Source organism: Amycolatopsis sp. lyj-109 (assembly GCF_046548995.1).
Lineage (GTDB): Bacteria > Actinomycetota > Actinomycetes > Mycobacteriales > Pseudonocardiaceae > Amycolatopsis.
This window is the reverse complement of sequence record NZ_JAJPWR010000006.1, coordinates 476,109-498,616: the sequence shown is the minus strand read 5'-3', so window position 1 is coordinate 498,616 and position 22,508 is coordinate 476,109. Positions and strand designations below refer to the sequence as shown.

At 70.3% G+C, this 22,508-nt stretch carries 25 protein-coding genes; 10 read left to right on the top strand and 15 right to left on the bottom strand.

What is annotated here, in order from left to right:
* Positions 1–9: 9 nt before the first annotated feature.
* On the bottom strand, positions 10–84 hold the full coding sequence (locus tag ACLJQF_RS16790; protein ID WP_371827656.1) for a 50S ribosomal protein bL37: 75 nt from the start codon (positions 82–84) through the stop codon (positions 10–12).
* Between the two features lie 109 nt (positions 85–193).
* Between ACLJQF_RS16790 and ACLJQF_RS16785 the strand changes: the two genes are divergently transcribed.
* A complete protein-coding gene (locus ACLJQF_RS16785; RefSeq protein WP_410609663.1) occupies positions 194–1,714 on the top strand; it encodes a sensor histidine kinase in 1,521 nt (506 codons plus the stop codon).
* Between the two features lie 393 nt (positions 1,715–2,107).
* Here the strand turns inward: ACLJQF_RS16785 and ACLJQF_RS16780 are convergent, their stop codons facing one another.
* Both ACLJQF_RS16780 and ACLJQF_RS16775 read right to left on the bottom strand, forming a co-directional pair.
* The gene (locus ACLJQF_RS16780) at positions 2,108–2,362 is read right to left on the bottom strand and encodes a WhiB family transcriptional regulator (RefSeq protein WP_285986072.1); all 255 of its coding nucleotides are present in this window, start codon (positions 2,360–2,362) and stop codon (positions 2,108–2,110) included.
* 274 nt (positions 2,363–2,636) lie between these two features.
* Entirely contained in the window at positions 2,637–3,563 is a 927-nt protein-coding gene (locus ACLJQF_RS16775) for a diacylglycerol/lipid kinase family protein (RefSeq protein WP_410609662.1), read from the bottom strand.
* A 340-nt stretch (positions 3,564–3,903) separates the two neighbouring features.
* Between ACLJQF_RS16775 and ACLJQF_RS16770 the strand changes: the two genes are divergently transcribed.
* A complete protein-coding gene (locus ACLJQF_RS16770; RefSeq protein WP_410609660.1) occupies positions 3,904–4,374 on the top strand; it encodes a hypothetical protein in 471 nt (156 codons plus the stop codon).
* A 1-nt stretch (position 4,375) separates the two neighbouring features.
* Here ACLJQF_RS16770 and ACLJQF_RS16765 read toward each other — a convergent pair whose 3' ends face one another.
* Positions 4,376–4,858, bottom strand: a complete 483-nt coding sequence (locus tag ACLJQF_RS16765; protein WP_410609658.1) for a GNAT family N-acetyltransferase — start codon at positions 4,856–4,858, stop codon at positions 4,376–4,378.
* A 1-nt stretch (position 4,859) separates the two neighbouring features.
* Positions 4,860–5,447, bottom strand: a complete 588-nt coding sequence (locus tag ACLJQF_RS16760; RefSeq protein WP_410609657.1) for an acid phosphatase — start codon at positions 5,445–5,447, stop codon at positions 4,860–4,862.
* Between the two features lie 83 nt (positions 5,448–5,530).
* Here ACLJQF_RS16760 and ACLJQF_RS16755 point away from each other — a divergent pair, with 83 nt between their 5' ends.
* Positions 5,531–6,004, top strand: a complete 474-nt coding sequence (locus ACLJQF_RS16755; RefSeq protein ID WP_410609656.1) for a hotdog fold domain-containing protein — start codon at positions 5,531–5,533, stop codon at positions 6,002–6,004.
* On the opposite strand, the gene ACLJQF_RS16750 is transcribed toward ACLJQF_RS16755, so the two are convergent.
* From ACLJQF_RS16750 to ACLJQF_RS16735, 4 genes are all read right to left on the bottom strand, one after another.
* Positions 6,001–6,651 carry a hypothetical protein gene (locus tag ACLJQF_RS16750; protein ID WP_410609654.1) on the bottom strand — a complete coding sequence of 217 codons (651 nt, stop codon included), beginning with the start codon at positions 6,649–6,651 and terminating at the stop codon, positions 6,001–6,003. The two genes, ACLJQF_RS16755 and ACLJQF_RS16750, sit on opposite strands and share 4 nt — an antisense overlap.
* A 69-nt stretch (positions 6,652–6,720) precedes the next feature.
* Positions 6,721–7,155: a MarR family winged helix-turn-helix transcriptional regulator gene (locus ACLJQF_RS16745; protein ID WP_410609653.1), complete on the bottom strand. Its 435-nt coding sequence runs from the start codon at positions 7,153–7,155 to the stop codon at positions 6,721–6,723.
* Positions 7,152–7,565: an SRPBCC family protein gene (locus ACLJQF_RS16740; RefSeq protein ID WP_410609651.1), complete on the bottom strand. Its 414-nt coding sequence runs from the start codon at positions 7,563–7,565 to the stop codon at positions 7,152–7,154. The genes ACLJQF_RS16745 and ACLJQF_RS16740 overlap by 4 nt, the downstream gene beginning before the upstream one ends.
* Positions 7,566–7,630: 65 nt before the next feature.
* Positions 7,631–8,236, bottom strand: a complete 606-nt coding sequence (locus ACLJQF_RS16735) for a dTDP-4-dehydrorhamnose 3,5-epimerase family protein (protein ID WP_410609650.1) — start codon at positions 8,234–8,236, stop codon at positions 7,631–7,633.
* Positions 8,237–8,594: 358 nt separating this feature from the next.
* Here ACLJQF_RS16735 and ACLJQF_RS16730 point away from each other — a divergent pair, with 358 nt between their 5' ends.
* Positions 8,595–9,776: an NADP-dependent malic enzyme gene (locus ACLJQF_RS16730; protein ID WP_410609648.1), complete on the top strand. Its 1,182-nt coding sequence runs from the start codon at positions 8,595–8,597 to the stop codon at positions 9,774–9,776.
* 76 nt (positions 9,777–9,852) lie between these two features.
* Here ACLJQF_RS16730 and ACLJQF_RS16725 read toward each other — a convergent pair whose 3' ends face one another.
* Positions 9,853–11,265, bottom strand: a complete 1,413-nt coding sequence (locus ACLJQF_RS16725) for a bis-aminopropyl spermidine synthase family protein (RefSeq protein ID WP_410609646.1) — start codon at positions 11,263–11,265, stop codon at positions 9,853–9,855.
* A gap of 94 nt (positions 11,266–11,359) precedes the next feature.
* On the opposite strand from ACLJQF_RS16725, the gene ACLJQF_RS16720 reads away from it, so the two are divergent.
* From ACLJQF_RS16720 to ACLJQF_RS16705, 4 genes are read left to right on the top strand one after another with little or no spacing between them, the layout of a single operon-like run.
* A complete protein-coding gene (locus tag ACLJQF_RS16720) occupies positions 11,360–12,445 on the top strand; it encodes an ABC transporter ATP-binding protein (protein WP_410609644.1) in 1,086 nt (361 codons plus the stop codon).
* On the top strand, positions 12,442–13,110 hold the full coding sequence (locus ACLJQF_RS16715) for an ABC transporter permease (protein ID WP_410609642.1): 669 nt from the start codon (positions 12,442–12,444) through the stop codon (positions 13,108–13,110). Before ACLJQF_RS16720 ends, ACLJQF_RS16715 begins: the two co-directional genes overlap by 4 nt.
* Positions 13,107–13,790, top strand: coding sequence for an ABC transporter permease (locus ACLJQF_RS16710; RefSeq protein ID WP_410609641.1), 684 nt, complete (start codon positions 13,107–13,109; stop codon positions 13,788–13,790). The genes ACLJQF_RS16715 and ACLJQF_RS16710 overlap by 4 nt, the downstream gene beginning before the upstream one ends.
* Complete coding sequence (locus ACLJQF_RS16705) at positions 13,787–14,662, top strand: ABC transporter substrate-binding protein (RefSeq protein ID WP_410609640.1); 876 nt, start codon at positions 13,787–13,789, stop codon at positions 14,660–14,662. The genes ACLJQF_RS16710 and ACLJQF_RS16705 overlap by 4 nt, the downstream gene beginning before the upstream one ends.
* Here ACLJQF_RS16705 and ACLJQF_RS16700 read toward each other — a convergent pair.
* From ACLJQF_RS16700 to ACLJQF_RS16690, 3 genes are read right to left on the bottom strand one after another with little or no spacing between them, the layout of a single operon-like run.
* Positions 14,659–15,264 (bottom strand): LysE family translocator, encoded by a 606-nt coding sequence (locus ACLJQF_RS16700; RefSeq protein ID WP_410609639.1) that lies wholly within the window; start codon positions 15,262–15,264, stop codon positions 14,659–14,661. The genes ACLJQF_RS16705 and ACLJQF_RS16700 overlap by 4 nt on opposite strands.
* Positions 15,265–15,314: 50 nt before the next feature.
* Positions 15,315–16,295, bottom strand: a complete 981-nt coding sequence (locus ACLJQF_RS16695; protein ID WP_410609636.1) for an LLM class flavin-dependent oxidoreductase — start codon at positions 16,293–16,295, stop codon at positions 15,315–15,317.
* Between the two features lie 13 nt (positions 16,296–16,308).
* A complete protein-coding gene (locus ACLJQF_RS16690) occupies positions 16,309–16,827 on the bottom strand; it encodes a GNAT family N-acetyltransferase (RefSeq protein ID WP_410609634.1) in 519 nt (172 codons plus the stop codon).
* A 147-nt stretch (positions 16,828–16,974) separates the two neighbouring features.
* On the opposite strand from ACLJQF_RS16690, the gene ACLJQF_RS16685 reads away from it, so the two are divergent.
* Positions 16,975–17,673 carry a hypothetical protein gene (locus ACLJQF_RS16685; protein WP_410609633.1) on the top strand — a complete coding sequence of 233 codons (699 nt, stop codon included), beginning with the start codon at positions 16,975–16,977 and terminating at the stop codon, positions 17,671–17,673.
* Positions 17,674–17,726: 53 nt separating this feature from the next.
* Here ACLJQF_RS16685 and ACLJQF_RS16680 read toward each other — a convergent pair whose 3' ends face one another.
* Complete coding sequence (locus ACLJQF_RS16680; RefSeq protein WP_410609632.1) at positions 17,727–21,434, bottom strand: multifunctional oxoglutarate decarboxylase/oxoglutarate dehydrogenase thiamine pyrophosphate-binding subunit/dihydrolipoyllysine-residue succinyltransferase subunit; 3,708 nt, start codon at positions 21,432–21,434, stop codon at positions 17,727–17,729.
* A gap of 288 nt (positions 21,435–21,722) precedes the next feature.
* On the opposite strand from ACLJQF_RS16680, the gene ACLJQF_RS16675 reads away from it, so the two are divergent.
* Positions 21,723–21,863, top strand: a complete 141-nt coding sequence (locus ACLJQF_RS16675; protein WP_410609630.1) for a hypothetical protein — start codon at positions 21,723–21,725, stop codon at positions 21,861–21,863.
* Here ACLJQF_RS16675 and ACLJQF_RS16670 read toward each other — a convergent pair.
* Positions 21,860–22,465 carry a DUF4291 domain-containing protein gene (locus tag ACLJQF_RS16670; RefSeq protein WP_410609628.1) on the bottom strand — a complete coding sequence of 202 codons (606 nt, stop codon included), beginning with the start codon at positions 22,463–22,465 and terminating at the stop codon, positions 21,860–21,862. The two genes, ACLJQF_RS16675 and ACLJQF_RS16670, sit on opposite strands and share 4 nt — an antisense overlap.
* Positions 22,466–22,508: the final 43 nt, after the last annotated feature.

Here is a 22,508-nt window from a genome sequence, read left to right as displayed (position 1 = left end):
ACGCCGGATTCAGGAGTTGGGCTTACCGCCGTGGTTCGCGCTGTTCTTCTTCCGGCTGCGACGCTTGCGGGCGCGCTTCGACATGTTCACTCCTCGTCGTCAAAGGTGGCCACGGCCGCGGCGCTGGCGCCTGCCGGGCTGGGGTCAACCTCTCAAGTGTGTCATGACGTCGCGCTCTGGTTGGATGGGGTGCGTGTCCACGCTCGCCGAACTGCTCGCCGACAACACCGGCCTCCCCGGGGAGGCGGCGGACCATCTGCAGACCGTCGTCGCCGAGTGGCAGCTGCTGGCCGACCTGTCCTTCGCCGACTTCCTGCTCTGGGTCCCCGTGACCGAGGAACTGCAGCCGGACGGCGGCGACTTCGTCTGTGTCGCGCACGCACGCCCGACGACGGCCCCGACCGCGCACCCCGAAGACGTCGTCGGCACGCGGTTCACCGTCCAGGAGCACCCGCAGCTGGCGAAGGCCATGCGCGAGGTGCGGATCTGCCGCGAAGAGGATCCGCACTGGTACCGCGACCTGCCGATGCGGCGCGAGGCGATCCCGGTGCGGTTCCACGACGAGGTCATCGCCGTGATGAGCCGCGAGACGAACCTGGCGGCGCCGCGGGTGCCGTCGCCGTTGGAGATCGCTTACCTGGGCAGTGCCGGCGATCTGTGCCAGATGATCGTCGACGGCACGTTCCCGCCGAACGGCACCAACGCGACCGACACCCACACCTCGCCGCGGGTGGGTGACGGGCTGATCCGTCTCGATTCGAGCGGCACGGTCGTGTTCGCCAGCCCGAACGGCCTGTCCGCGTACCACCGGATGGGGCATGAGTCCGACCTGGTCGGGACGCGTTTGGCGCCGCTGACGCGGTCGCTGATCCGCGACCCGTTCGACGCGACCGAGGTGTCCCACCGGATCATCGAGGCTCTCGACGGGAAGCCGTCGAGCCGCACGGAGGCCGATTCCCGGCGCGGCGCCGTGGTGCTGTTCCGCGCGCTGCCGCTGCGGCCGGCCGGTCAGGCGGCGGGCGCGCTGGTGCTGGTGCGCGACGTCACCGAGGTGAAGCGGCGCGATCGCGCGCTGCTGTCGAAGGACGCGACGATCCGGGAGATCCACCACCGGGTGAAGAACAACCTGCAGACGGTGGCCGCGCTGTTGCGGCTGCAGTCCCGCCGGACGACGTCGGAGGAGGCGCGGCTCGCCCTGGCGGAGTCCGTGCGCCGGGTGACGTCGATCGCGCTGGTGCACGAGGCGCTGTCGATTTCCGTGGACGAGCGCGTCGACCTCGACAAGCTGCTCGACAACGTGCTGCCGATGGTCGGCGAGGTCGCCACGGCGGAGTCGCAGGTCAGCCTGTCGCGGAAGGGCTCGTTCGGGGTGGTGGTCGCGGAGATCGCGACGCCGCTGGTGATGGTGCTGGCCGAGCTGGTGCAGAACGCGATCGAGCACGCCTTCCCGGCCGGCCGGTCGGGCAAGGTCGAGCTGATCGTGGAGCGCTCGGCCCGCTGGCTGGACGTCGTGATCCGCGACAACGGCCGCGGCCTGCCGGCGGGGTTCTCGCTGGAGCGGTCGGACGGGCTGGGCCTGCAGATCGTGCGGACGCTGGTGGAGTCCGAGCTGCGGGGCTCGCTGTCGCTGCGGAAGGTGCGGACGGAAACGTCGTCGACCCGCGTGTCGGGGACGGAAGCCGCACTGCGCATCCCGCTCTCGCGCCGTCTCTGAAGGCTCCGCCGTACCCGGCTGATGCCCCGGCAGTCACGCTTGATGCCCGCTCAATCACGCGTGATGCCTGTTTGCGCACGCGTGAAGGCTCGGTGAGGTGTGATCGGGCGCGGGACTCGCGTGATTGGGGAGGCATCACGCGTGATTGGAGGGGCATCACGCGTGATTGGAGGGGCGACACGATGAAGGCCCGGCACCAGGTGCGTGGTGCCGGGCCGTTCAGCGCTTCGCGGGAGGACTTGAAGTCCCGGTGAGGTTTCACCGCACCCGTCGCCAGGTGGCTTCGCCTCGGTTGTTAAGCTCAAGCCGGGTAGGTATCACCCCAGACGGCGTGGGCACGACAAATGCCCGCCGGGTGAAATTCCTGCTCGGCCTGGGTGGATCTCGAGAAACTTAGGCGTTGGTACGCGTGCCGATGTGCGTACGGCGGCGCTTGAGCGCGCGTCGCTCGTCCTCGCTCATGCCGCCCCACACGCCGGCGTCCTGGCCGCTGGCCAAAGCCCAGGCCAAGCAGTCGGAAGCGGAGGGGCAGCGGTGGCACACGGCCTTCGCCTGCGTAACCTGCGACAGAGCCGGACCGCTGGTTCCCACCGGGAAGAACAGCTCGGGGTCCTCGTCTCGGCAGGCCGCGTCGTGGCGCCAGTCCATGTTCGTGAGCTCCTTCATATGGCGCGGGAGGGCCGCGCCACAGTCGTCAATGGCGGTCGTGTTCTTGGGTGCTTGTGAATGCTTTCACGAAGCACCGCTTTCGACAAGGGTTTCCGGAAGATCGGTGAGTCAGGTCACCCGGCCGAGCGACCCCTCTGACCTGCGGTTTCTCTCTGAAGCAGCCGCCCGAAGGGAAGGCTGATGCGCTGAGCGGAGCTTCTCCGTCGACGAACGGCACCTTGCACTTATCCGCAGGCGATCAGCAGTCCTGTCGTCACACGATTACTGTGAGTGCATTCGGGACGCTGAAGAATTCCACTCGAGTCCGCTGGCCGACGAGGTCGCCGTCCACCTGGAAGTTTACCGGTTCAGCTGCGTCGATGCGGATCATCGGCAGGTCATCGTGACGCACGAGACGTCGGCCCCGCTGGTTGCTCTTCGTAGCCAAAGCTTGGCGTACATGCTTGAACACTGTGGGCAACCCCAGACCGTTCAACGCGAACAAACCCAATCCCGTCTCGAACGAGCAACCCGGGTTGAGGTGGACGGCCCGCTCGCCCAGGTAGCTCCACGGATCGGTGTTCGACACGAAAGCGGTCAACGCCTCGACCGGGTCCTCTCCGGGGATGCGGATCGTGAGGGCCGGCCGGCCCAGCGGCGGCCGGAAGTAGGAGCGGACGGCGGCCCGCATGTACAGGCCGGCGGTCGTCTGCTTGCCGCGGCGCTTGGCGACCCGGCCGACGACGTCGGCGTCCCAGCCGAGGCCGGCGTTGAAGGTGAACCAGTGGCCGTCGGCCAGGCCAAGCCCGACCCGGCGCGAGCGGTCGTTCTCCAGCGCGTTGAGCAGCTGGTGGGTGGACTCGAAGGAATCCGCCGAGATGCCGAGCGCGCGCGCGAACACGTTGGCCGAGCCGCCGGGCACCACGCCCAAGGCGGGCACTCGCCCGATCTCCCCGGGATCGCCGTCGGCGTCGGCCAGCAGGCCGTTGACGACCTCGTTGACCGTGCCGTCGCCGCCGTGCGCCACGACCAGGTCGATGCCGTCCCGCGCGGCCGAGCGCGCGACCGCCATCGCGTGGCCGCGGTAGTCCGTCTCGACCACGTCGAGCTTGACCTGGCTGGCGAGCGCGTGCGCCAGCACGTCCCGGCCACCCGCGGTGGTCGAGGTGGCCTGGGGGTTCACGACGAGGATTGCGCGCATTACCGCAGAGTAAGTGACTTCCGGCGGCCCGAGAACCTCTCGGCGCCGCATGGTGACGGGCGCAACCCCGGGAGAACAGCACCTACGAGACCCTGTGCCGGGCGGCCCTCCTTCACGGGCGAGTGTCCGCTCGTCGTGACAAGTGCACCCGGGCCGACCGCCCGCTCATCGACGACATCTTGATTTTCGACGCGCAGGCGGCCCCGGGAAAACGGCCGACCGGGTGGCATACGATCGAAAGAGCTCACGCACGGTGACTCGCCCTGGTCGCGTCCACTGGGCCGCGCAGAACTGTGCTCCCGCAAAGCACCTCGCCAAGTCCTCACGGAAGGCCGCCGCAGTGAAGATCTCGCCCGCTCCCCGTGAGGTCCGGCTGGCCGGCGTGGTCACCGCGGTGCCGTCGCTGGCCCTGCTGGTGTTCGGGGTGATCGTGCTGGTGAACGGCCTGGGCGCGCCCGCCCAGCCGGGCAACAACATCTTCGTCGAGTCCGGCACGTTCATCGTGGTGGCGCTGGCGTTCCTGGCCGCGTCGGCCGGGCTGGTGCTCGGCCAGACGTGGGCGCGCTCGCCCGGCGTGGTGATCGCGCTGATCGTGATCGGGCTCGGCTGGTACCTGCTGGGCCCGTCCGGCGAGCCGCTGTGGGGCGTCCCCATCGCGCTGCTGGGCATCGCGGCCCTGGTCCTGCTGTTCCGGCGGCCGTCGCGGGCCTGGGCGCTGGGCCTGCGCGACGGCGAGACGGAGACGGAAGCCGCCGAGCGTGGCGGTCTCGCCGGCCGTCACGCCGAGCGCGAAGGCCGCGAAGAGGACTGACTCAGGCTTGCGCGGCCAGGGCCTGGAGCGGGGCGTCGGTGAGGCGGTTGACCGTCCACTCGTCCATCGGGACCGCGCCCAGGGCCTTGTAGAACTCCGTCGCCGGGTTCCAGTCCAGTACCGACCACTCGAGCCGGGCGTAGCCGTTCGCGACGCACTCCGCCGCCAGGGCCGCCAGCAGGGCCTTGCCCAGGCCGGAACCGCGCTGGGACGACCGGACGTACAGATCCTCCAGGTAGATCCCGTGCACGCCGCGCCAGGTCGAGAAGTTCAGGAACCAGACGGCGAAGCCGACGATCTCGCCGTCCACTTCGGCCACGTGCCCGAACAGCTTGGGCGCCTCGCCGAACAGTGCCTCGTGCAGCTGCGCCGGCGTCAGGTGGCACTCGTCCGGCGCGCGCTCGTACTCCGCCAGGTCGTACACCAGGCCGACCGCCGCCTCGACGTCGTCGGGGCGGATCCGGCGGATGCGGTCGTCGGGCACGTCAGTCCTCCGCGGGCAGCAGGTTGAGGTGTTCGATCTGGGGCTCGCCGCGCTCGTCGCCGAGCACCGCGATGCCGGCCGCGTCGAGTCCGAAGTGGACCCCGGCGGTGGCGGGCAGGCCGAGCCAGCGAGCCACCAGCACGCGGCTGAAGTGCCCGTGACCCACCAGGATCACGTCGCCGGCTTCGATGTCACGCCGGGCGCGTTCCAGCACGCGATCCGCGCGGGCGGAGACGTCCGAGGCGCTTTCGCCGCCGGGGATCGGGTGGGTCCAGACCGTCCAGCCCGGCACGGTCTCCCGGATCTTCGGTGTGGTGATGCCTTCGTAGTCGCCGTAGTCCCACTCGGCCAGGTCCTCGGTGACGTCGTCGACGCGCAGCCCGGCCAGCGCGGCCGTGCGCAGTGCCCGGGCCCGCGGGCTCGACAGCACCAGCGACGGGCCGCCCACCAGGCTCCGGAGGGTCCCGCCCGCGGCGCGTGCTTGGCCTTCGCCCGCCGGCGTCAGCGGGATGTCCGTGCGGCCGGTGTGCCGCCCGTTCAGCGACCATTCGGTCTGCCCGTGCCGGAGGAGGAAGAGACGGTTCGCCACCTGGCCGAACATACCCGGCCGTTTGCGCGGCGGCTGGCCGTCTGGTTGTCTACTGAGCGGTAGCTTAGTTCGAGGAGGCCTCCATGCCCGAGACGCCGACGTTCGCGATGTGGCACAAGCTGGCCGGGAAGCCGGGTGGGAAACAGCTGTTCAGCGCTGCGATGTGCCTCCGGGTGCCCTACTTCCGCACGGTGCTGCCGTCGGTGCGCGAGCTGCGTCCCGGCCGCTGTGAGGTGACCGCGCCGAAGTGGTGGGGTGTTTACAACCACATCCGCACGTTCCACGCGATCGCCGCCTGCAACCTCGCCGAGATCGCGATGGGCATGCTCGCCGAGGCGACCGTCCCCACCACGCACCGCTGGCTGCCGAAGGGCATGAACGTCCGGTACGTCGCGAAGGCCGAGACGGGCCTGCGTGCGGTGGCGGCGCTGCCCGAACTGCCGGAGTTCGGCGACGACGGCTTCGACCTCGACGTCCCGGTGACCATTTCGGACGCGAACGGCAAACCCGTGGTCACCGGGACGATCACCATCTGGGTGACCCCGAAGAAGCGTTAGAGCTGCTTGTACTGCACGTACGTCGTCTGGTGGAACTCGGACCGCGACGGCAGCCCCAGCTTCCGGTCGACGAGCTTGCCGAGCGGGCCGCAGTCCTGCGTCGCCGGGAGCGCCAGGTCCGGGTCGACGACGCCGAAGTGGAACGTCGGCGGGTTCTTGGAAAGCACCGTCGGCGGCAGCGCCGGGTCGTCGTGGACGACGGTGTGCAGCGGCGCGGCCGCCGTGCCGATGCTGCATTCCTTGCGCAGCAACGGGTGCCGCAGCACGGCGTAGATGTCGAGTTCACCGCGGCGCTCGTCGTTGCCCTGGAAGTCCGAATAGCCGCCGTAGCGCAGCTGAAGCGTGGTGCCGGCCAGGCCGGGCACGCGCACCGGCTCGTGCTCCAGCGCGCCGAACACCTGCGCGTACTGGCCGTTCACCCGGCCTTCGCTGAACGTCAGCCGCATTTCCCCCAGTGGGATCGCCTGGTCGCCGATCGTCAGCTTTCCCTGGGAGACAAAGGCTTCACAGCGCCAGGTGCCCGGATCGGCGTTGGACGGCGGTGCCGGGCAGTCGGTGAAGTCGAACGTCGGGAGTTCGTCCGCGGACGCGGTTCCCGGCAGCAAAGCCAGTGCGACCGCGGCCGCCCCCAGTGCGAGAAGTTTCATGGCGGTGAGCCTGCTCGCGTTGCGACACCGGGACATCCGGGATGCTCCCCAGGGAAGCCCCGGGATTCGTCAGGGGCCGAGCCGGGCCAGCGCGTCGACGAAGCCCTCGTCGGTGGCGGCGAAGAACTCGGCGTCCGCGGCCTCGACGTCCTTCAGTGCCTTCGCGACCAGTTCGAGGCCGGCCGGGGTGACTTCGAGGCGCTTCGCGCGGGCGTCGGCCGGGTCGTCGGCGCGCGCGAGCAGGCCGCGATCGGCGAGCTTGCGGACGACCTGGCTGGTCATCATCGTGTCGGTGCCGGCCTGGTCGGCGAGCCGGCGCTGGGTCGGTGGCTCGCCCGAGCGGGTGAGCCACCAGGTCGTCGTCAGCAGCACGAACTGGACGTGCGTGAGGTCGTGCGGGGCCAGCGCGGCCCGCATCGCCCGCTGCCAGGCCAGTGTCACGCGCCACAGCAGGAAGCCGGGGCTGCGCTCGGGGCCGGGCAGGCGGGACTTCGGGGCGGTCATACTCGCGAGCTTGCCTCAGCAAGGTGGGCGAGCGCGCGCATCGCGTCCGGGGTGTCCGAAGTGACCTGCTCGCCGAAGCCCTCCGGGCCGTCGATGGTGACGCGGTAGGTGATCCGCGTGCCGCCGTCGACGTCGGTCAGCGCGTGCTCGAACCGCAGGTGCGCGTCCGGCAGCACGGTCTCGTCGGTGAAGCTCCGGCCCTCGGTGACCTCGGTCAGGGTGAACGGGATCGGCGGCATGCCGTCCATCGTCATCGTGCCGCCGGTTCCGACCGCGAAGGGGCCGTCGAGGACCACCGACCGGACGCCGGCGTCCCACTCCGGCCAGCGGCCGGTGTCGGCCCAGAGCGGCCAGATCGCGGCGGCGGGGGCGGCGGAGGTCTCGCTGTGCTCGTACTCGTAAAGTGCCATGCGGGCAGACTATATGCGCGCTTACTAAATGCGCAAGCGGCCTGACGGCCTGGGAGTGGTGGTGGTCAGTTCGCCGAGCGCAGCTTGTCGTAGTAGGCGACGCAGTCGGCGTACATCGGGAGCAGGCCCAGCTCCTCGGCTTCGGCCAGGGTGGGCGCGGTGCGGTCCTTGTCGGACAGGACCTGCTCGATCTCCGCGGGCCAGGGCAGGTCCAGCGCGGTGTCGAGCGGCGTGATGCCGTGCTCGCCCCCCGGGTTGTACGGCTCCGAGCAGAAGTACGTCATCACGGTGTCGTCTTCGAGCGCGACGAAGCCGTGGCCGAGGCCTTCGGCGACGTACACGGCGCGGAACTCGCGCGCGTCGAGCACGACGGCGTCCCACTGGCCGAAGGTCGGCGACCCGACGCGGATGTCGATGACGACGTCGAGCAGTGACCCGCGCGGGCAGTAGACGTACTTGGCCTGACCGGGCGGGGTGTCGGCGAAGTGGATGCCGCGGATGGTGCCGCGCCGGGACACGCTGTGGTTCGCCTGGCCGAGCCGCAACGGGTGGCCGACCGCCGCGCGGAAGACGTCCTCCTGGAAGGGGGCGACGAACAGGCCTCGGTCGTCGGGGAACGCCCGGGGGGAGAACTCGAAGGCGTCCGGGACGCTCAGCCGGCGGAATTGCATGTCATCACCTTATCGGGCGCCAACAAAACCGGACGGACGTCTTGGGAATTGCCGGGAATGGGCGCCGGTGTGACATGAACCGCACCGAGGGGTCATCGGCGGCGGGGGACCTGTCACAATGAACGAACCGCCGCGTCCGCGGCCATCGCCAGACCCACGGCACCGATGGCCGACGTGACGCCTCGCCGACAGGCCGGCGCTACCGCGCTGGGCTGCCGTGCCGGGATCCCCCACGGTTTCCCCTTGCCGACCGTGGTCCCAGCCCGCATGCCCAGGAGAAATTCCAGTGACCCAAGTCCGAACCGCGAGTTCCGTCATTCCCGCTGGGGGAATGACGGAAACGACGACAGGAAACCCCATGACCGACCCCACCGGCGGCGTTGCGCCGGTCACCGACGAAGAGATCTTCACCGGGCACGAGGGCGGCAAGCTCTCGGTGGCGGCCACCCGCCCGATCTCCAGCCCGCGTGACCTTTCGATCGCGTATACCCCCGGGGTGGCGAAGGTGAGCCTCGCGATCGCCGAGGACGCGGCCAAGGCCAAGCGCTACACGTGGGCGGACCGGCTGGTCGTCGTGGTCAGCGACGGGACCGCGGTGCTCGGCCTCGGCGACATCGGCGCCAGCGCGTCGCTGCCGGTGATGGAGGGCAAGTCGGTGCTCTTCAAGACCTTCGGTGGGCTCGACTCGATCCCGCTGGTGCTGGACACGACCGACGTGGACGAGATCGTCGAGACGCTGGTGCGGCTGCGGCCGTCGTTCGGGGCCGTCAACCTGGAAGACGTCTCCGCGCCGCGGTGCTTCGAGCTGGAGGACAAGCTCAAGGAAGCGCTGGACTGCCCGGTCATGCACGACGACCAGCACGGCACGGCGATCGTGACGCTGGCCGCGCTGCGGGGCGCCAACCTGGTCCTCGACCGGGCGATCGCCGACCAGCGCGTGGTCGTCTCCGGCGCCGGCGCGGCGGGCGTGGCCTGCGCGAAGATCCTGCAGGAGGCCGGCATCGGCGACGTCACGGTGCTCGACTCGCGCGGCATCATCCACGAAGGCCGCGCCGGGCTGAACCCGGTCAAGGAGCGGCTGGCCGCGACGACGAACAAGGCGGGCCTGCGCGGCGGCCTGGCGGAGGCGCTGGAAGGCGCGGACGTGTTCCTCGGCCTGTCGGGCGCGACGATCGACGAGTCCCTGCTGGGCCGGATGGCGGGCGGCGGCATCGTGTTCGCGCTGTCCAACCCGGACCCGGAAGTCCACCCGGAGGCGGCCGCGCGGTACGCGTCGATCGTGGCCACCGGGCGGAGCGACTTCCCGAACCAGATCAACAACGTGCTGGCGTTCCCCGGCGTCTTCCGCGGTGCGCTCGACTCGGGCGCCCGGGCGATCACGGAGAACATGAAGCTGGCGGCCGCCGAGGCGATCGTGTCGGTGGCGATGGACGACCTCGGCCCGGACCGGATCGTCCCGTCGCCGCTCGACCCGCGCGTGGCCCCGGAGGTCGCGGCCGCGGTCGCGAAGGCCGCCGAAGCCGATGGCGTCACGGCCTGAGCAGTCTGCCGCAGCTCGTCGTGAGTGGTAATTAGGGTTCTAACCCTAATTACCACTCACGACAGCCGCGGCAGACTCAGGAACCGAGCAGGTCTGCCAGACGATGGCGGGGGACGTCGACCAGGCGCAGGTCCGTGAGGTCCGGCGGGACGTCGAGGGAGACGTTCGCCAGGCGGGCGTGGGCGCGGGTGAGGACCTCGTCCTGGTGCTCGACCGCGTCCGCGACCACCACCGCGTGGCGGTTGTCCGGCGTGCTTCGCAGGTAGCGCAGGGCGTACTTCGCCCGGACGAGTGACGCGAGCGCCTCCTGGGACGCCTGGTCCGCCAGGTCCGGGTGGGCGTTCGGCAGCAGCAGCGCCAGGCGCCGGGCGTTCGTGCCCAGCAGCGTCCGCAGCAGCCACGGGCCCGGGTCGGCCGAGAGGTCCATCGCGATCGCGTCACCCTCGGGGCCGGAGATCGACCAGTCCACCGGCCGCGACTCCAGCGCGAGGCCGCCCGCGCCCGCGATCTCCTTCAGCTTCGCCAGCAGCGCCGGTTTCGTCCCGGCCGCCTCCACCGACTGCGGCCCGTGCGTGTAGATCGCCTTGCCACTGCGCATCTTCTTGGCTTTCGCCGTCGGCTGGCAGACGTACAGGTCCGCCGCGCTGCCGATCGCCTGCGCCCCGAAGTACCGGTTGAAGCCCGGCAGGATCGCCTCGAACGTCAGCCCGAGCGTCGCCAGCGACCGCTGCACCTGCGCGCCCAGCGCCGGGTGACGCGGGCTGTAGCCGTACGCCAGCAGCAGCCGGCCCTCGCTCGGCTCGCGCAGCGCCTGCACCCCGCGCGCCGCGAACAGCCCCATGCCTTCGGGCGTGTACGGCGGATCGCTGAACACCAGATCGAAGCCGCCCGAGAGCGACGGCGGCAGGCCGACGCGCAGGTCCGCGTGCACGGTCCGGATCTCGCGGCCACCGCGGTCGTCGAGGTAGGCGAGGACGCGCTCGTCCAGGTCGACGACCGTGAGCGACGCCGACGGGCAGACCGCGCGCACGGCCAGCGACGTCAGGTCGTGGTCGCCGAGGAACAGCAGCCGCGCCGAGGCCAGGTCGTACTGCGTGTCCAGCCAGAGCGCGCGGCGCAGCACGGTCTCCGGCGTGGCCTGCACGTGGTCGAGCGCGGCCAGCGGCGACGGCACCTCGGCCACCCACTCGGCGACCTTCGGCAGCAGCTCGTGCGTCGCGACGGCTTCGTCGAGGGGGTCGGCGTAGCCGGGCGCGCGGTACTGCAGGTACGACGCCGCGACGCCGGGGGCGATGCGCAGGCGGTCGCCGCTGCGGTCCAGGTCGTCGCCGAGGGCCGCGAGGACGGCCTCCACGCTGCGCCGCGGGGCGGTGCTCAGCCGCACCAGCTCGCCGAGGTCGTGATCGCCGGTGCGTAGCAGGTCGAGGACGCGGTACAGCGGGCGGACGCCGACGCCGTGCGCGGCGAGGACGTCGTCGAGAGCCTTCACGGGCTCTGAGCCTAGTCAACCAGCCCGCGGAACAGCGTGCCAACCACCGCCGACTCGGCTACGGTCGAACCGGACCGGGACATGGGGAGTGGCAGTGACCATCGAATTCCGCGACGTGACCAAGCAGTATCCGGATGGGACGGTCGCCGTCGACAAGCTGAGCCTCACGGTCGAAGACGGCACGATCACCGTGTTCGTCGGCCCGTCCGGCTGCGGCAAGACGACCTCGCTGCGGATGATCAACCGGATGGTCGAACCGACCGCCGGGCAGGTGCTGCTGGACGGCAAGGACGTCGCCGAGGGCGACCCGGCCCTCCTGCGCCGCGGTATCGGCTACGTCATCCAGCACGCCGGCCTCTTTCCACATCGGACAGTGCTGGACAACATCGCCACCGTGCCGCTGCTTTCGGGCTGGGACAAGGCGAAGGCGCGCAAGCGGGCCGCCGAGCTGCTGGAGATCATCGGCCTGCCGGTCGAGCTCGGCAAGCGCTACCCGGCCCAGCTCTCGGGCGGCCAGCAGCAGCGCGTCGGCGTCGCCCGCGCGCTCGCCGCGGACTCGCCGGTGCTGCTGATGGACGAGCCGTTCTCCGCCGTCGACCCGATCGTGCGCGAGGACCTGCAGAACGAGCTGCTGCGGCTGCAGTCGCAGCTGGGCAAGACGATCGTGTTCGTCACGCACGACATCGACGAGGCGGTCCGGCTCGGCGACAAGGTGGCGGTGATGCGGGTCGGCGGCAAGCTCGCCCAGTACGGCACGCCCGCCGACGTCCTGCGGCACCCGGTGGACGACTTCGTCGCGTCGTTCGTCGGCCGCGACCGCGGCTACCGCGGGCTGTCGTTCCTCTCCGCCGAAGGCGTCGAGATCAAGGAGCTGGAGCTGGTCGAGATCGGCTCCGCCGTGCCGGCGAGCGACGGCTGGCGGCTCGTGGTCAACACCGAGAAGCAGCCCCGCGGCTGGTTGCCGCCGAACTCCACTGTGGACGGTCCGCTCGGCGAGGACGACCTCGTGGCCGGCGGATCGCTCTGGGTGCGGGGGACGCCGATCCGCGGCGCGCTGGACGCGGCGCTGTCGTCGCCCGCCAGCCTCGGCGTGGTCGTCGACGAAGAGCACCGGGTACTGGGCGCCGTGGCCGCGCGGCAGGTGCTCGACGTGATCGAGGCGTCCCCGCAGGCGTCATGAGCTTCTTCGAGGAGCTCGGGCGGTACCTGAGCAGCGCGAACAACCGCGTCCAGATCCTCGGCGACCTGGGCGACCACGTCTACCTGGCGCTGCTCCCGCTGGTCGTCGGCATCGTGCTGGCGATCGCCGCCGGGTGGCTCGGGCACCGCTGGCCGCCCGCGCGGCAGGTGCTGATGGTGGTGGCGAACCTGCTCTACACGATCCCGTCGCTCGCGCTGTTCGTCGTCATCCCCGGCCTGATCGGGTCGAAGATCCTGGACAGCGTCAACGTCGTCGTCGCACTGACGATCTACACCACGGCGCTGCTGGTCCGGCCGGTGCTCGACGCCCTCGACGCGGTGCCGCCGCCGGTGGTCGCCGCCGCCACCGCGGTCGGGTACAAGCCGGTGCGCCGCTTCTTCGCCGTCGAACTGCCACTGTCGGTGCCGGTGCTGGCGGCCGGCGTGCGGGTCGCGTCGGTCAGCAACATCAGCCTGGTCAGCGTCGGCGCGCTGATCGGCACCGGCGGCCTCGGCGTGCTGTTCACCGACGGCTTCCAGCGCGAGTACTTCTCGCCGATCGTGGTCGGCATCGTGCTGACCCTGGTGCTGGCGCTGATCGTCGACCTGGTGCTGGTGGGTTCGCGAAACCTGCTGACGCCGTGGACCCGGGTGGGGGCGTCGTGATCACCGATCTCGTCCACTGGTTCGGCGACCCGGCGCACTGGTCCGGGCCCGACGGCATCCCGCAGCGGCTGCTCGAACACCTCGGCTACACCGGGTTGTCGCTGGTGATCGCCCTGGTCATCGCGGTGCCGCTGGGCCTGTTCGTAGGCCACACCGGCCGCGGCGGCGTCGCACTGGTGAGTGCCGGCAACGCCATCCGCGCGCTGCCGACGCTGGGGCTCGTCACGTTCCTGTTCCTGCTCTTCACCGAGAGCGTCACCTCGACGATCATCGGGCTCGTGGTGCTGGCCGTGCCGCCGATCCTGGCCGGCACGTACGCCGGGCTGCAGGCGACCGACCACGGCGTGGTCGACGCGGCCGAGGGCGTCGGGATGACCGGCTGGCAGCGGCTGTGGCAGGTCGAGGTGCCGATCTCCCTGCCGCTCGTGCTCGGCGGCATCCGCAACGCCGTGCTCCAGCTCGTGGCGACCGCCGCGGTGGCCGCGTACGTCGGACTCGGTGGCCTGGGCCGGTTCCTGCTCGACGGACTGGCCATTTTGGACTATTCCGAGGTCATCGCGGGCGCGCTGCTGACGACGTTGCTGGCCATCGTCCTGGATCTGCTCTTCACTTTGCTGAACCGGGCTCTGGTGCCCCGGGGCGTCCGGCTCGCGGCGGCCGTGAAGAAGGTGGCGGCGTGAAGCGGCTGGTTTCCCTCGTCGCCCTCTTGGTCCTGGCCGCCGGCTGCGGGAATCCCCTGGCGGGCGGGGGCGAGGGCGGCGCTTCGGGCGACATCATCATCGGGGCGTCCGACGTCGGCGAAAGCCTGCTGCTGGCCCAGATCTACGCCGGGGCGTTGCGGCAGGCGGGTGCGACGAACGTGACCGTGCGGCCGCCGGTGGGCAGTCGCGAGGTCGTCGTCAAGGCGCTGCAGGACAAGTCGCTGTCGGTCGTGCCGGACTACAGCGGCAACCTGTTGCGGTACTTCGACAAGGACACCACCGCGACGACGTCCCCGGACGTCTACGCGCAGCTTCGCCAGAAGATCCCGCCCGGGTTCGAGGTGCTGGACCAGGCGCCGGCGGAAGACAAGGACCTGCTCGTCGTCGGCCAGCAGCTGGCGTCCACGGGCGTGAAGACGTTCTCGGACCTGGGGCGGCGCTGCCGCGACCTGGTGTTCGGCGGGCCGGGCCAGTGGAGCAGCCGCTGGAAGGACAAGATCAAGTCGCTGTACGGCTGCGAGTTCAAGGAGATCCGCACGACCGACACGGGCGGCCCGGTGACGGTGGCGGCCCTGAAGTCCGGCGACGTCCAGGTCGCGGACCTGTTCAGCACGTCGTCGACGATCGCGGCGAACGGGTTCGTGCCGCTGGTCGACGACAAGAACATGTTCCCGGCGCAGAACATCGTGCCGCTGGTGGCGCGCGGGACGCTGTCCCCGGCGGAGGTGGGGGCGTTGAACCGCGTGTCGGCGGCGCTGACGACCGAGCAGCTCACGCGGCTGAACGTCGAGTTCACCGAGGAGAAGCGCAACCCGCTGGACATCGCGGAGGACTTCCTCGCGCGGGCTTAGTGGTCTACGGCCAGCTTGACGCCGAGGCCGATGAAGATCCCGCCGGTGGTCACTTCGATCCGCCGCTGGTTCTTCTTCCGCCGGACCCACCCGCCGATCCGGCCGGCGAGGACGCCGACGGTGCCGTCGACGAGGAACTCGAACCCGATCATGATCGCGCCCAGGACGGCGAACTGCAGCCAGACGTGGCCTTTTGCCGGGTCGATGAACTGCGGGAGGAAGGCGATGGTGAAGGTGACCATCTTCGGGTTGAGCAGGTTGGTGAGCAGGCCGCTGAGGTAGGCGCGGTCGCTTCTTCGTTCGACGAGCGGCTTGCGGTTCCGGATGGCCTGGACGCCGAGGTAGATGAGGTAGGCGGCGCCGGCGACGCGGACCACGGTGAAGGCCATCGGAACGGCGGCGAAGAGCGCGGCCAGCCCGGCCGCGGCGACGGCGACGTGGATGGCCTCGCTGGTGGCGACCCCGGCGGTGGCGAGCAGACCGGCTTTCGGGCCGCCGCGCATGCCACAGCCGAGGACGAAGAGCATGTCCGGCCCGGGCGTCACCATCGCGATCGCGGTGGTCACGAGGAAGGCCAGGAGGAGGTGCGGGTCGACCGGCATGGCTCGATCGTGGCACGCCGGCCGTCCCGCGCGAACTCCTTTTCCGGGCGTCAGCCTCGGACGGCCGCCGCCACGCGGGCCGCGTCCTCGATGCCCCGCTCCGGGGGCTCCTCCGGCAGCGGCAGCAGTACCACCGAGCCGCTGCCCGCCTCGTGCAGAGCGCGGACCGCCGCCGCGCAGGCGTCGACGTCTCCGCAGATCGCCAGGCGGTCGAGCCACTCCGGACGCAGGCCGGCCGCCAGCTCGTCCACTGTGGACGCCGAGTCCATCAGGGCCAGCAGCTCGCCGGCGAACGGCAAGCCCTCCAGCTGCACCCGCGATCCGGGATTCAGGGACTCCGCGACCGTCAGGCGCGCTCGCTCGCGGTCGCCGAGGGCCAGCCAGTTGTACGTCACCACCGTGTGGTGGGGCGGCGCCCCCTCGGCCGCGCGGCCCGGGGCGATGCCCTCCAACGCCGTCCGGACGTACTCCGGCGGGGCCGGCTCGGCCAGGATCGTGCCGTCCGCCACCGCGCCCGCCACGGCCAGGGACTTCGGCCGGCGAACGCCCGCCACCAGCGGGGGCGGCGAGGACGGCGGGAACACCAGCTCGACCTCGTCGAGGTGGACGTGCCGGCCGTCCATCGAGACGCGCTCGCCCGCCAGCAGCCGCCGGACCGCCAGCAGCGTCTCCTCCAGCGCTGCCAGCGGAGACGCCGGGTACGCGCCGATCTGCCGCATCCACGACGCGACGCCGTGGCCGAAGCCGGCGATCAGCCGGTCCGGGTGCAGCTCGGCCAAGGCCGCGACCTCCATCGCCGCGATCGCCGGGTTGCGCGCCACCGCGGGCATGACGCCGATGCCCACCTTGATCTTCGACGTCACCGCCAGCGCCGTCGCGACCGTGGCGACGCCGGCCGCCCAGAAGCAGTCCTCGACCAGCCAGAGCTCGTCGAGACCCGCGTCTTCGGCCTGGCGCGCGAGGTCGCGCAGCTTGGTCGGCGGCTGCTCGCGGTTGATCCGGACACCTACGGACGAGGTCGGTGTGTACACGCGCGGCTCCTGTTCAGATCCGGGAAAACGCGGGCGCGTACTCGAACGCGCCTGCTTGGGTGGGTTCGTACGCGGCCAGCGTCCGTGCCTGGAAGTGCAGGCCCCACTGCGGGTCCGGAGCGGTGACGGACAGGTCCGACGCCGTCACGAACCCGAACCGCGAGTAGTAGGCCGGGTCGCCGAGCAGGACGACCAGGCCGTGGCCGAGGGCGTCCGCCGCGCCGAGCACGGCGTGCACCAGCGCCGAGCCGACGCCGGCGGCCTGGTGCGCGGGCAGCACACCGAGCGGGCCCAGCCCGACCGCGGTCGCCGTGTCTTCGCCGAGGCGGGCCCGGCTGCAGCACACGTGCCCGACGACGGCGCCGTCGCGGACGGCCACGAGTGACAGGGGGTTGATCAGGTCGCCTTCGGCGCGGAGTTCGTCGACGAGGGGCGCTTCGATCGGGGTGACGCCCGCTTCGCGCCGGAACGCTTCGCTGTGGACGACGTGGATTGCCGCATGATCGGCTGGCGTCTCGCGGCGGATCAGCATGATCGCTACCTTGCCGCGAACCCGCGGTGAACGGCAATCGGGTTTCGGGCCGTTGTGCGCAGCCCCCGATTCAACGCCGGCGGAGGGGACTGACGATTTCGGGTGAACGGCCTGCTCACGCCGTGCGAATGGCCTAGTGTCCGATTCGTGCAGCAAGGACCTCAGTACCCGTATCCGCAGTACCAGCCGTACCAGCAGCCCGGCTATCCGCCGCCCAAGTCCGGTGGGAAGACGGTCCTGATCGTCGTGCTCGTGGTAGCCGGCGTTCTCGTGCTCGCCGGGGCGGGCGTCGGTGCCTTCTTCCTGCTGACCGCGGACCACAAGCGGGCCGGCGCCGCGCCGTCCTCGACAGCTGCTGCCGGTGAGCCCGACAAGTACTCCTCGCTGCCGCGGTGCAGCGAGGTCGGCAGCCGGATGAACAACCTGCCGCCGCTGTCGAGTGATGCCCCTGCCGAACCGGCCAGCACCTCGGACGACAAGATCCAGCTTTCGCAGCTCAGCTGCTCGTGGACGAAGTCCGGCTCGTCGACCGGCACACTGTCGATGTTCCTCGCCAAGTCGAACCAGCCCGGCTCGGGCAACGGCCCCGGGTACGCGAAAGCCGGTTACGAGAACGCCGTCGACGACGGCGCCAAGCCGATCACCGAGAAGATCGGGAAGGCGACGAAGGCGGCGGACGTCGACTACGGCCAGAGCGGCGCCATGCAGTGCGGCGTGCGGTTCTACCAGGGCAACGTCGACGCGACCGTGATCGTCACGGCCGCCGACACGACGGACCGGAACGTCGAACGGTGCCGCCGCAACGCGCACAGCCTGGCCAAAGCCGCTTCTGAGTCCCTCGAATGAAAGAAGGCCTCCCCACAGCGAACCGTGGGGAGGCCTTCTTCGTGCTCAAGCGATCACTCGAACGCCTTCGCGATCAGCGCCTTCTGCTCGACCTCGTGCACCTTCGACGAACCCGCCGACGGCGCCGCCATCGGACGGCGGGACACGACCTGCAGGCCCGAGAGGACCTCCGGGAACTTCCGGGGCAGGTTCAGGCCGAAGAACGGCCAGCCACCCTGGTTCTCCGGCTCCTCCTGGACCCACGCGACCTGCGTCGCGTTGGTGTACCGCTCCAGCGCCGCCAGCAGCTTCTTCTTCGGCAGCGGGTAGTACTGCTCGATCCGCACGATCGCGACGTCGTCGGCCTCGCGCTTCGTCCGCTCCGCGACCAGCTCCCAGTACAGCTTCCCGGAGGTCAGCAGGACCTTGCGGATCTTCGCCGGGTCCGGCGTGACGTCGTCGATGACCGACATGAACCGGCTCTCGCCGGTGAAGTCCTCGGTCGGTGACGTCGCGGCCTTGTTGCGCAGCATCGACTTCGGTGTGAAGACGACCAATGGGCGCTGGATGCCGTCGAGGGCGTGCCGGCGCAGCAGGTGGAAGTAGTTCGCCGGGGTGGACGGCACCGCCACCGTCATCGAGCCCTCCGCGCAGAGCGAGAGGAAGCGCTCGATGCGGCCGGACGTGTGGTCCGGGCCCTGGCCCTCGTGGCCGTGCGGCAGCAGCAGCACGACGTCCGAGCGCTGGCCCCACTTGGCCTCGCCCGAGGAGATGTACTCGTCGATGACGGTCTGCGCGCCGTTGACGAAGTCACCGAACTGCGCTTCCCACATGACCAGGGACTCGGGGTTCGCCACCGAGTAGCCGTACTCGAAGCCGACGGCCGCGTACTCCGACAGCGCCGAGTCGTAGATCATCACGCGGCCCTGGCCCTCGGCCAGGTTCTGCAGCGGCGAGTACTCCTGGCCGGTCTTGCGGTCGATGAACACCGAGTGCCGCTGGGTGAACGTGCCCCGCCGCGAGTCCTGGCCGGACAGCCGGACCAGGCGGCTCTCCATCGCCAGCGACCCGAACGCGAGCAGCTCGCCGAACGCCCAGTCGATGTCGCCCTCACGGGACATCTTGTGGCGGCGCTCCATGACCGGCTTGACCCGCGGGTGCGGCGTGAAGCCCTCGGGCACGTTCACGAACGCGTCGCCGATGTGCTCCAGCGTCTCCTTGGTGATCGCGGTCGCGACCTTGGCCGGGACCTGCTGCTCCTCCTCGACCGAGGGGCTCGCCTTCGCCGGGTGCTTCTCCAGCTCCCGGACCTCGTTGAAGACGTGCTCCAGCTGGCTCGAGAAGTCGCGCAGCGCGGCTTCGGCCTCTTCGACGGAGATGTCACCGCGGCCGATCAGCGACTCGGTGTAGGTCTTCCGCACCGAACGCTTGGTGTCGATGATGTCGTACATCGCCGGCTGCGTCATCGAGGGGTCGTCGCCCTCGTTGTGGCCGCGGCGGCGGTAGCAGATCAGGTCGATGACGACGTCCTTGTGGAACGCCTGGCGGTACTCGACGGCCAGCTTGGCCACCCAGTGCGCGGCCTCCGGGTCGTCGCCGTTCACGTGGAAGATCGGCGAACCGATCATCTTCGCGACGTCGGTGGCGTACTGCGACGAGCGCGAGTGCTCCGGCGCGGTCGTGAAGCCGACCTGGTTGTTGACGATCACGTGCACGGTGCCGCCGGTGCGGTAGCCGCGCAGCAGCGACAGGTTCAGCGTCTCGGCGACGACGCCCTGGCCCGCGAAGGCCGCGTCGCCGTGCATCAGGACGGGCAGCACGGTGTAGCCCTCGCCGCCCTTGTCCAGGAGGTCCTGCTTCGCGCGGACGATGCCCTCGAGGACCGGGTCGACGGTCTCCAGGTGCGACGGGTTCGCCGTCAGGGAGACCTTCGTCTCGCCGTCGCCGAACATGCGGAAGTACTTGCCCTCGGCGCCGAGGTGGTACTTCACGTCACCGGAACCGTGCGCCTGGCCCGGGTCGAGGTTGCCCTCGAACTCCTGGAAGATCTGGCTGATCGGCTTGCCGACGATGTTGGCCAGGACGTTCAGCCGGCCGCGGTGCGGCATGCCGATGACGACCTCGTCGAGCTCGTGCTCGGCGGCCTTGTCCAGCAGCGTGTCGAGCAGCGGGATCGCCGTCTCGCCGCCCTCGAGCGAGAAGCGCTTCTGGCCGACGTACTTGGTCTGCAGGAACGTCTCGAACGCCTCGGCGGCGTTCAGCTTCGAGAGCACGTACTTCTGGACCGCGGGGTCCGGCTTCTCGTGCGGGATCTCGACGCGCTCCTGGATCCAGCGGCGCTCCTCGGGGTCGAGGATGTGCGTGTACTCGATGCCGACCGTGCGGCAGTACGAGTTGCGCAGCACGCCGAGGATGTCGCGCAGCTTCATCCGCTCCTGGCCGGCGAAGCCGCCGACCGGGAACTCGCGGTCGAGGTCCCAGAGGGTGAGGCCGTGGGACAGGACGTCCAGGTCGGCGTGGCTGCGCTGGCGGTAGTTCAGCGGGTCGGTGTCGGCCATCAGGTGGCCGCGCATCCGGAACGCGTCGATCAGCTCGATCACGCGGGCGGTCTTGTCGACCGGGCCCTCGGGGATGTCGGCGACCCAGCGGATCGGCTCGTACGGCAGGCGCAGGCTGGTGAAGACGTCGTCGTAGAAGCCGTCTTCACCGAGCAGCAGCTGGTGGATGCGCTTGAGGAACTCGCCGGACTCCGCGCCCTGGATGATGCGGTGGTCGTAGGTCGAGGTCAGCGTCATGATCTTGCTGATGCCGAGGTCGACCAGGGTCTTCTCGCTGGTGCCCTCGAAGGCCGCCGGGTACTGCATGGCGCCGACGCCGATGATGGCGCCCTGGCCGGCCTGCAGGCGCGGCACCGAGTGGTTGGTGCCGATGCCGCCGGGGTTGGTCAGCGAGATGGTGGTGCCGGAGAAGTCGTCCGCGGTCAGCTTGTTGTTGCGGGCCTTCTTGACGATGTCCTCGTAGGCCTGCCAGAACTGCAGGAACGACATGTCCTCGACGCCCTTGACCGAGGCCACGACGAGGTTGCGCGACCCGTCCTTGCCCTTCATGTCGATGGCGAGCCCGAAGTTGACGTGCTCCGGCGTGATCGCGAACGGCTTGCCGTCGATCTGCTGGTAGTGCCGGTTGAGGTTCGGGTAGTCCTTCAGCGCCCGCACCATGGCGTAGCCGATGAGGTGCGTGAAGGAGATCTTGCCGCCGCGGGTGCGCTTGAGGTGGTTGTTGATGACGATGCGGTTGTCGGCCATCAGCTTCGCCGGGACCGCGCGCACGCTGGTCGCGGTCGGGACGCTCAGCGAGGCGTCCATGTTCTTGGCGATGGCCGCCGCCGCGCCGCGCAGCTGCTTCGACTCCGGCTCGTCCTTCTTCGCGTCGGCCTTGGGCTCGGCCTTCGCGGCCGCCGGCTTCGGCGCGGCCTTGGCAGCGGGCTTCGGGGCCGCCTTCGGCTCCGGCTTGGTGGGCGCGGCCTGCTTGGCCGCCGACTCCGCGTTCTGCACGGCCTTGGCCGACGGCTGGGCGGCCTGGCCGTTGCCGGCGGGCTTGACGTCGACCTGCTGCCGGGCGGTGTCCGCCTTGGCCTGCGCGCTCTGCGTCGGCTTGAAGTCCGCGAAGAAGTCGTGCCATGCGGCATCGACTGAGGAAGGGTCGGCGAGGAACTGGTCGTACATCTCTTCGACCAGCCACTCATTGGGGCCGAACTGCGACGCAGGGCTGCTGCTGGACACGGCTGGGGCTCGCCTCTATCCGTCTCGATCTCGATCTTGAATCCGCTGATGCGCCTACCAGGCTAACCCCCTCGATGACCGCGATGTGATGGAACCGGCCTGTGTGAGGCGAGGCGCACTAGGGTATCGGTCACTGATTCGATCAAGATGTGCTAAGGGAACCTTAAGTGCTGGACCCGGTACAGGGTTCCCGGGCTCTTTCTCCCGGGTTCGTGCGCCGGCCCGTGGACGTTCACCGGGGTGCGACTCGTGCCACGCGGTCTGGCTGTCGCCCGCCGACTTCGTGAGATGGCGTGGGTCGAGCCCGAGGAGCCGGATTGGCAGGTCGGGGCCGGGATCCACGTCCGGCCGGGCACGGTCCGGTGGGCGTCACGCCCGGACGTCGAGGCGGCGGGCATGGGGTCGCTGGCGTGGCGGGCGCTGCCTTAGCCCGTCGCGTCGACGGCCTTCGCGAGTTCGTCGCTGAGCGGGTACGGCGGCTCGTGAGGGACGAGCTTGACCGCCAGGTGCAGCTGGTCGGTGGCCAGCAGGCCGGAGATGTCGCGCATCACTGGTGTGACATCGGTGATAGCGGTGATCCACTCGTCGACGTAGTGGTCGACGGCCTCGCCGCTCAGGCCGATCTGGATGGCGCGGAAGTTCAGCGCCGTGTGGTGGAGATCTCGCTCGGGATCCCACTGGATGCGGACCGGGCTGGTCTTGAGCTGCTGCTTCCAGGCAGCCGTGTCCTGGTCGCGGTGCGGCTTGCTGAGCGCGGCGTGGGTGAGGGCCCATTCGAAGCCGTCGCGAGTGATGTCGATCGCGAGGATGCGCTCCTGGCCCGGCTTGCGCCCGTAGCCGCAGCGGTAGGCCATCCACCGGAACGACGGTTTGACCCACGTCATCCGGTCCCGCTTGAACGGCGCGACGAAGGTCTGCTTCGCGAGCGCGGCGTCGGCGATCTCGGGCGAGTAGGCCTGGTAGACCCGGACGGTCGTCTCGGTCTGCACGGCCCGGATCTGCCGGTCGGGAACCCGCTTCTCTTCGAACATGCCCGCCATGCTCCCAGCGCCGGCCCCGCCCGGCCACGGACTT

Excerpts from the sequence above, each read along its gene's own strand:
- ACLJQF_RS16780 (WP_285986072.1), bottom strand. The coding sequence starts at position 2,362 with ATGGACTGGCGCCACGACGCGGCCTGCCGAGACGAGGACCCCGAGCTG.
- ACLJQF_RS16775 (WP_410609662.1), bottom strand. The coding sequence starts at position 3,563 with ATGCGCGCAATCCTCGTCGTGAACCCCCAGGCCACCTCGACCACCGCG.
- ACLJQF_RS16755 (WP_410609656.1), top strand. The coding sequence starts at position 5,531 with ATGCCCGAGACGCCGACGTTCGCGATGTGGCACAAGCTGGCCGGGAAG.
- ACLJQF_RS16750 (WP_410609654.1), bottom strand. The coding sequence starts at position 6,651 with ATGAAACTTCTCGCACTGGGGGCGGCCGCGGTCGCACTGGCTTTGCTG.
- ACLJQF_RS16745 (WP_410609653.1), bottom strand. The coding sequence starts at position 7,155 with ATGACCGCCCCGAAGTCCCGCCTGCCCGGCCCCGAGCGCAGCCCCGGC.
- ACLJQF_RS16740 (WP_410609651.1), bottom strand. The coding sequence starts at position 7,565 with ATGGCACTTTACGAGTACGAGCACAGCGAGACCTCCGCCGCCCCCGCC.
- ACLJQF_RS16735 (WP_410609650.1), bottom strand. The coding sequence starts at position 8,236 with ATGCAATTCCGCCGGCTGAGCGTCCCGGACGCCTTCGAGTTCTCCCCC.
- ACLJQF_RS16730 (WP_410609648.1), top strand. The coding sequence starts at position 8,595 with ATGACCGACCCCACCGGCGGCGTTGCGCCGGTCACCGACGAAGAGATC.
- ACLJQF_RS16715 (WP_410609642.1), top strand. The coding sequence starts at position 12,442 with ATGAGCTTCTTCGAGGAGCTCGGGCGGTACCTGAGCAGCGCGAACAAC.
- ACLJQF_RS16700 (WP_410609639.1), bottom strand. The coding sequence starts at position 15,264 with ATGCCGGTCGACCCGCACCTCCTCCTGGCCTTCCTCGTGACCACCGCG.
- ACLJQF_RS16690 (WP_410609634.1), bottom strand. The coding sequence starts at position 16,827 with ATGCTGATCCGCCGCGAGACGCCAGCCGATCATGCGGCAATCCACGTC.
- ACLJQF_RS16675 (WP_410609630.1), top strand. The coding sequence starts at position 21,723 with ATGGCGTGGGTCGAGCCCGAGGAGCCGGATTGGCAGGTCGGGGCCGGG.
- ACLJQF_RS16670 (WP_410609628.1), bottom strand. The coding sequence starts at position 22,465 with ATGTTCGAAGAGAAGCGGGTTCCCGACCGGCAGATCCGGGCCGTGCAG.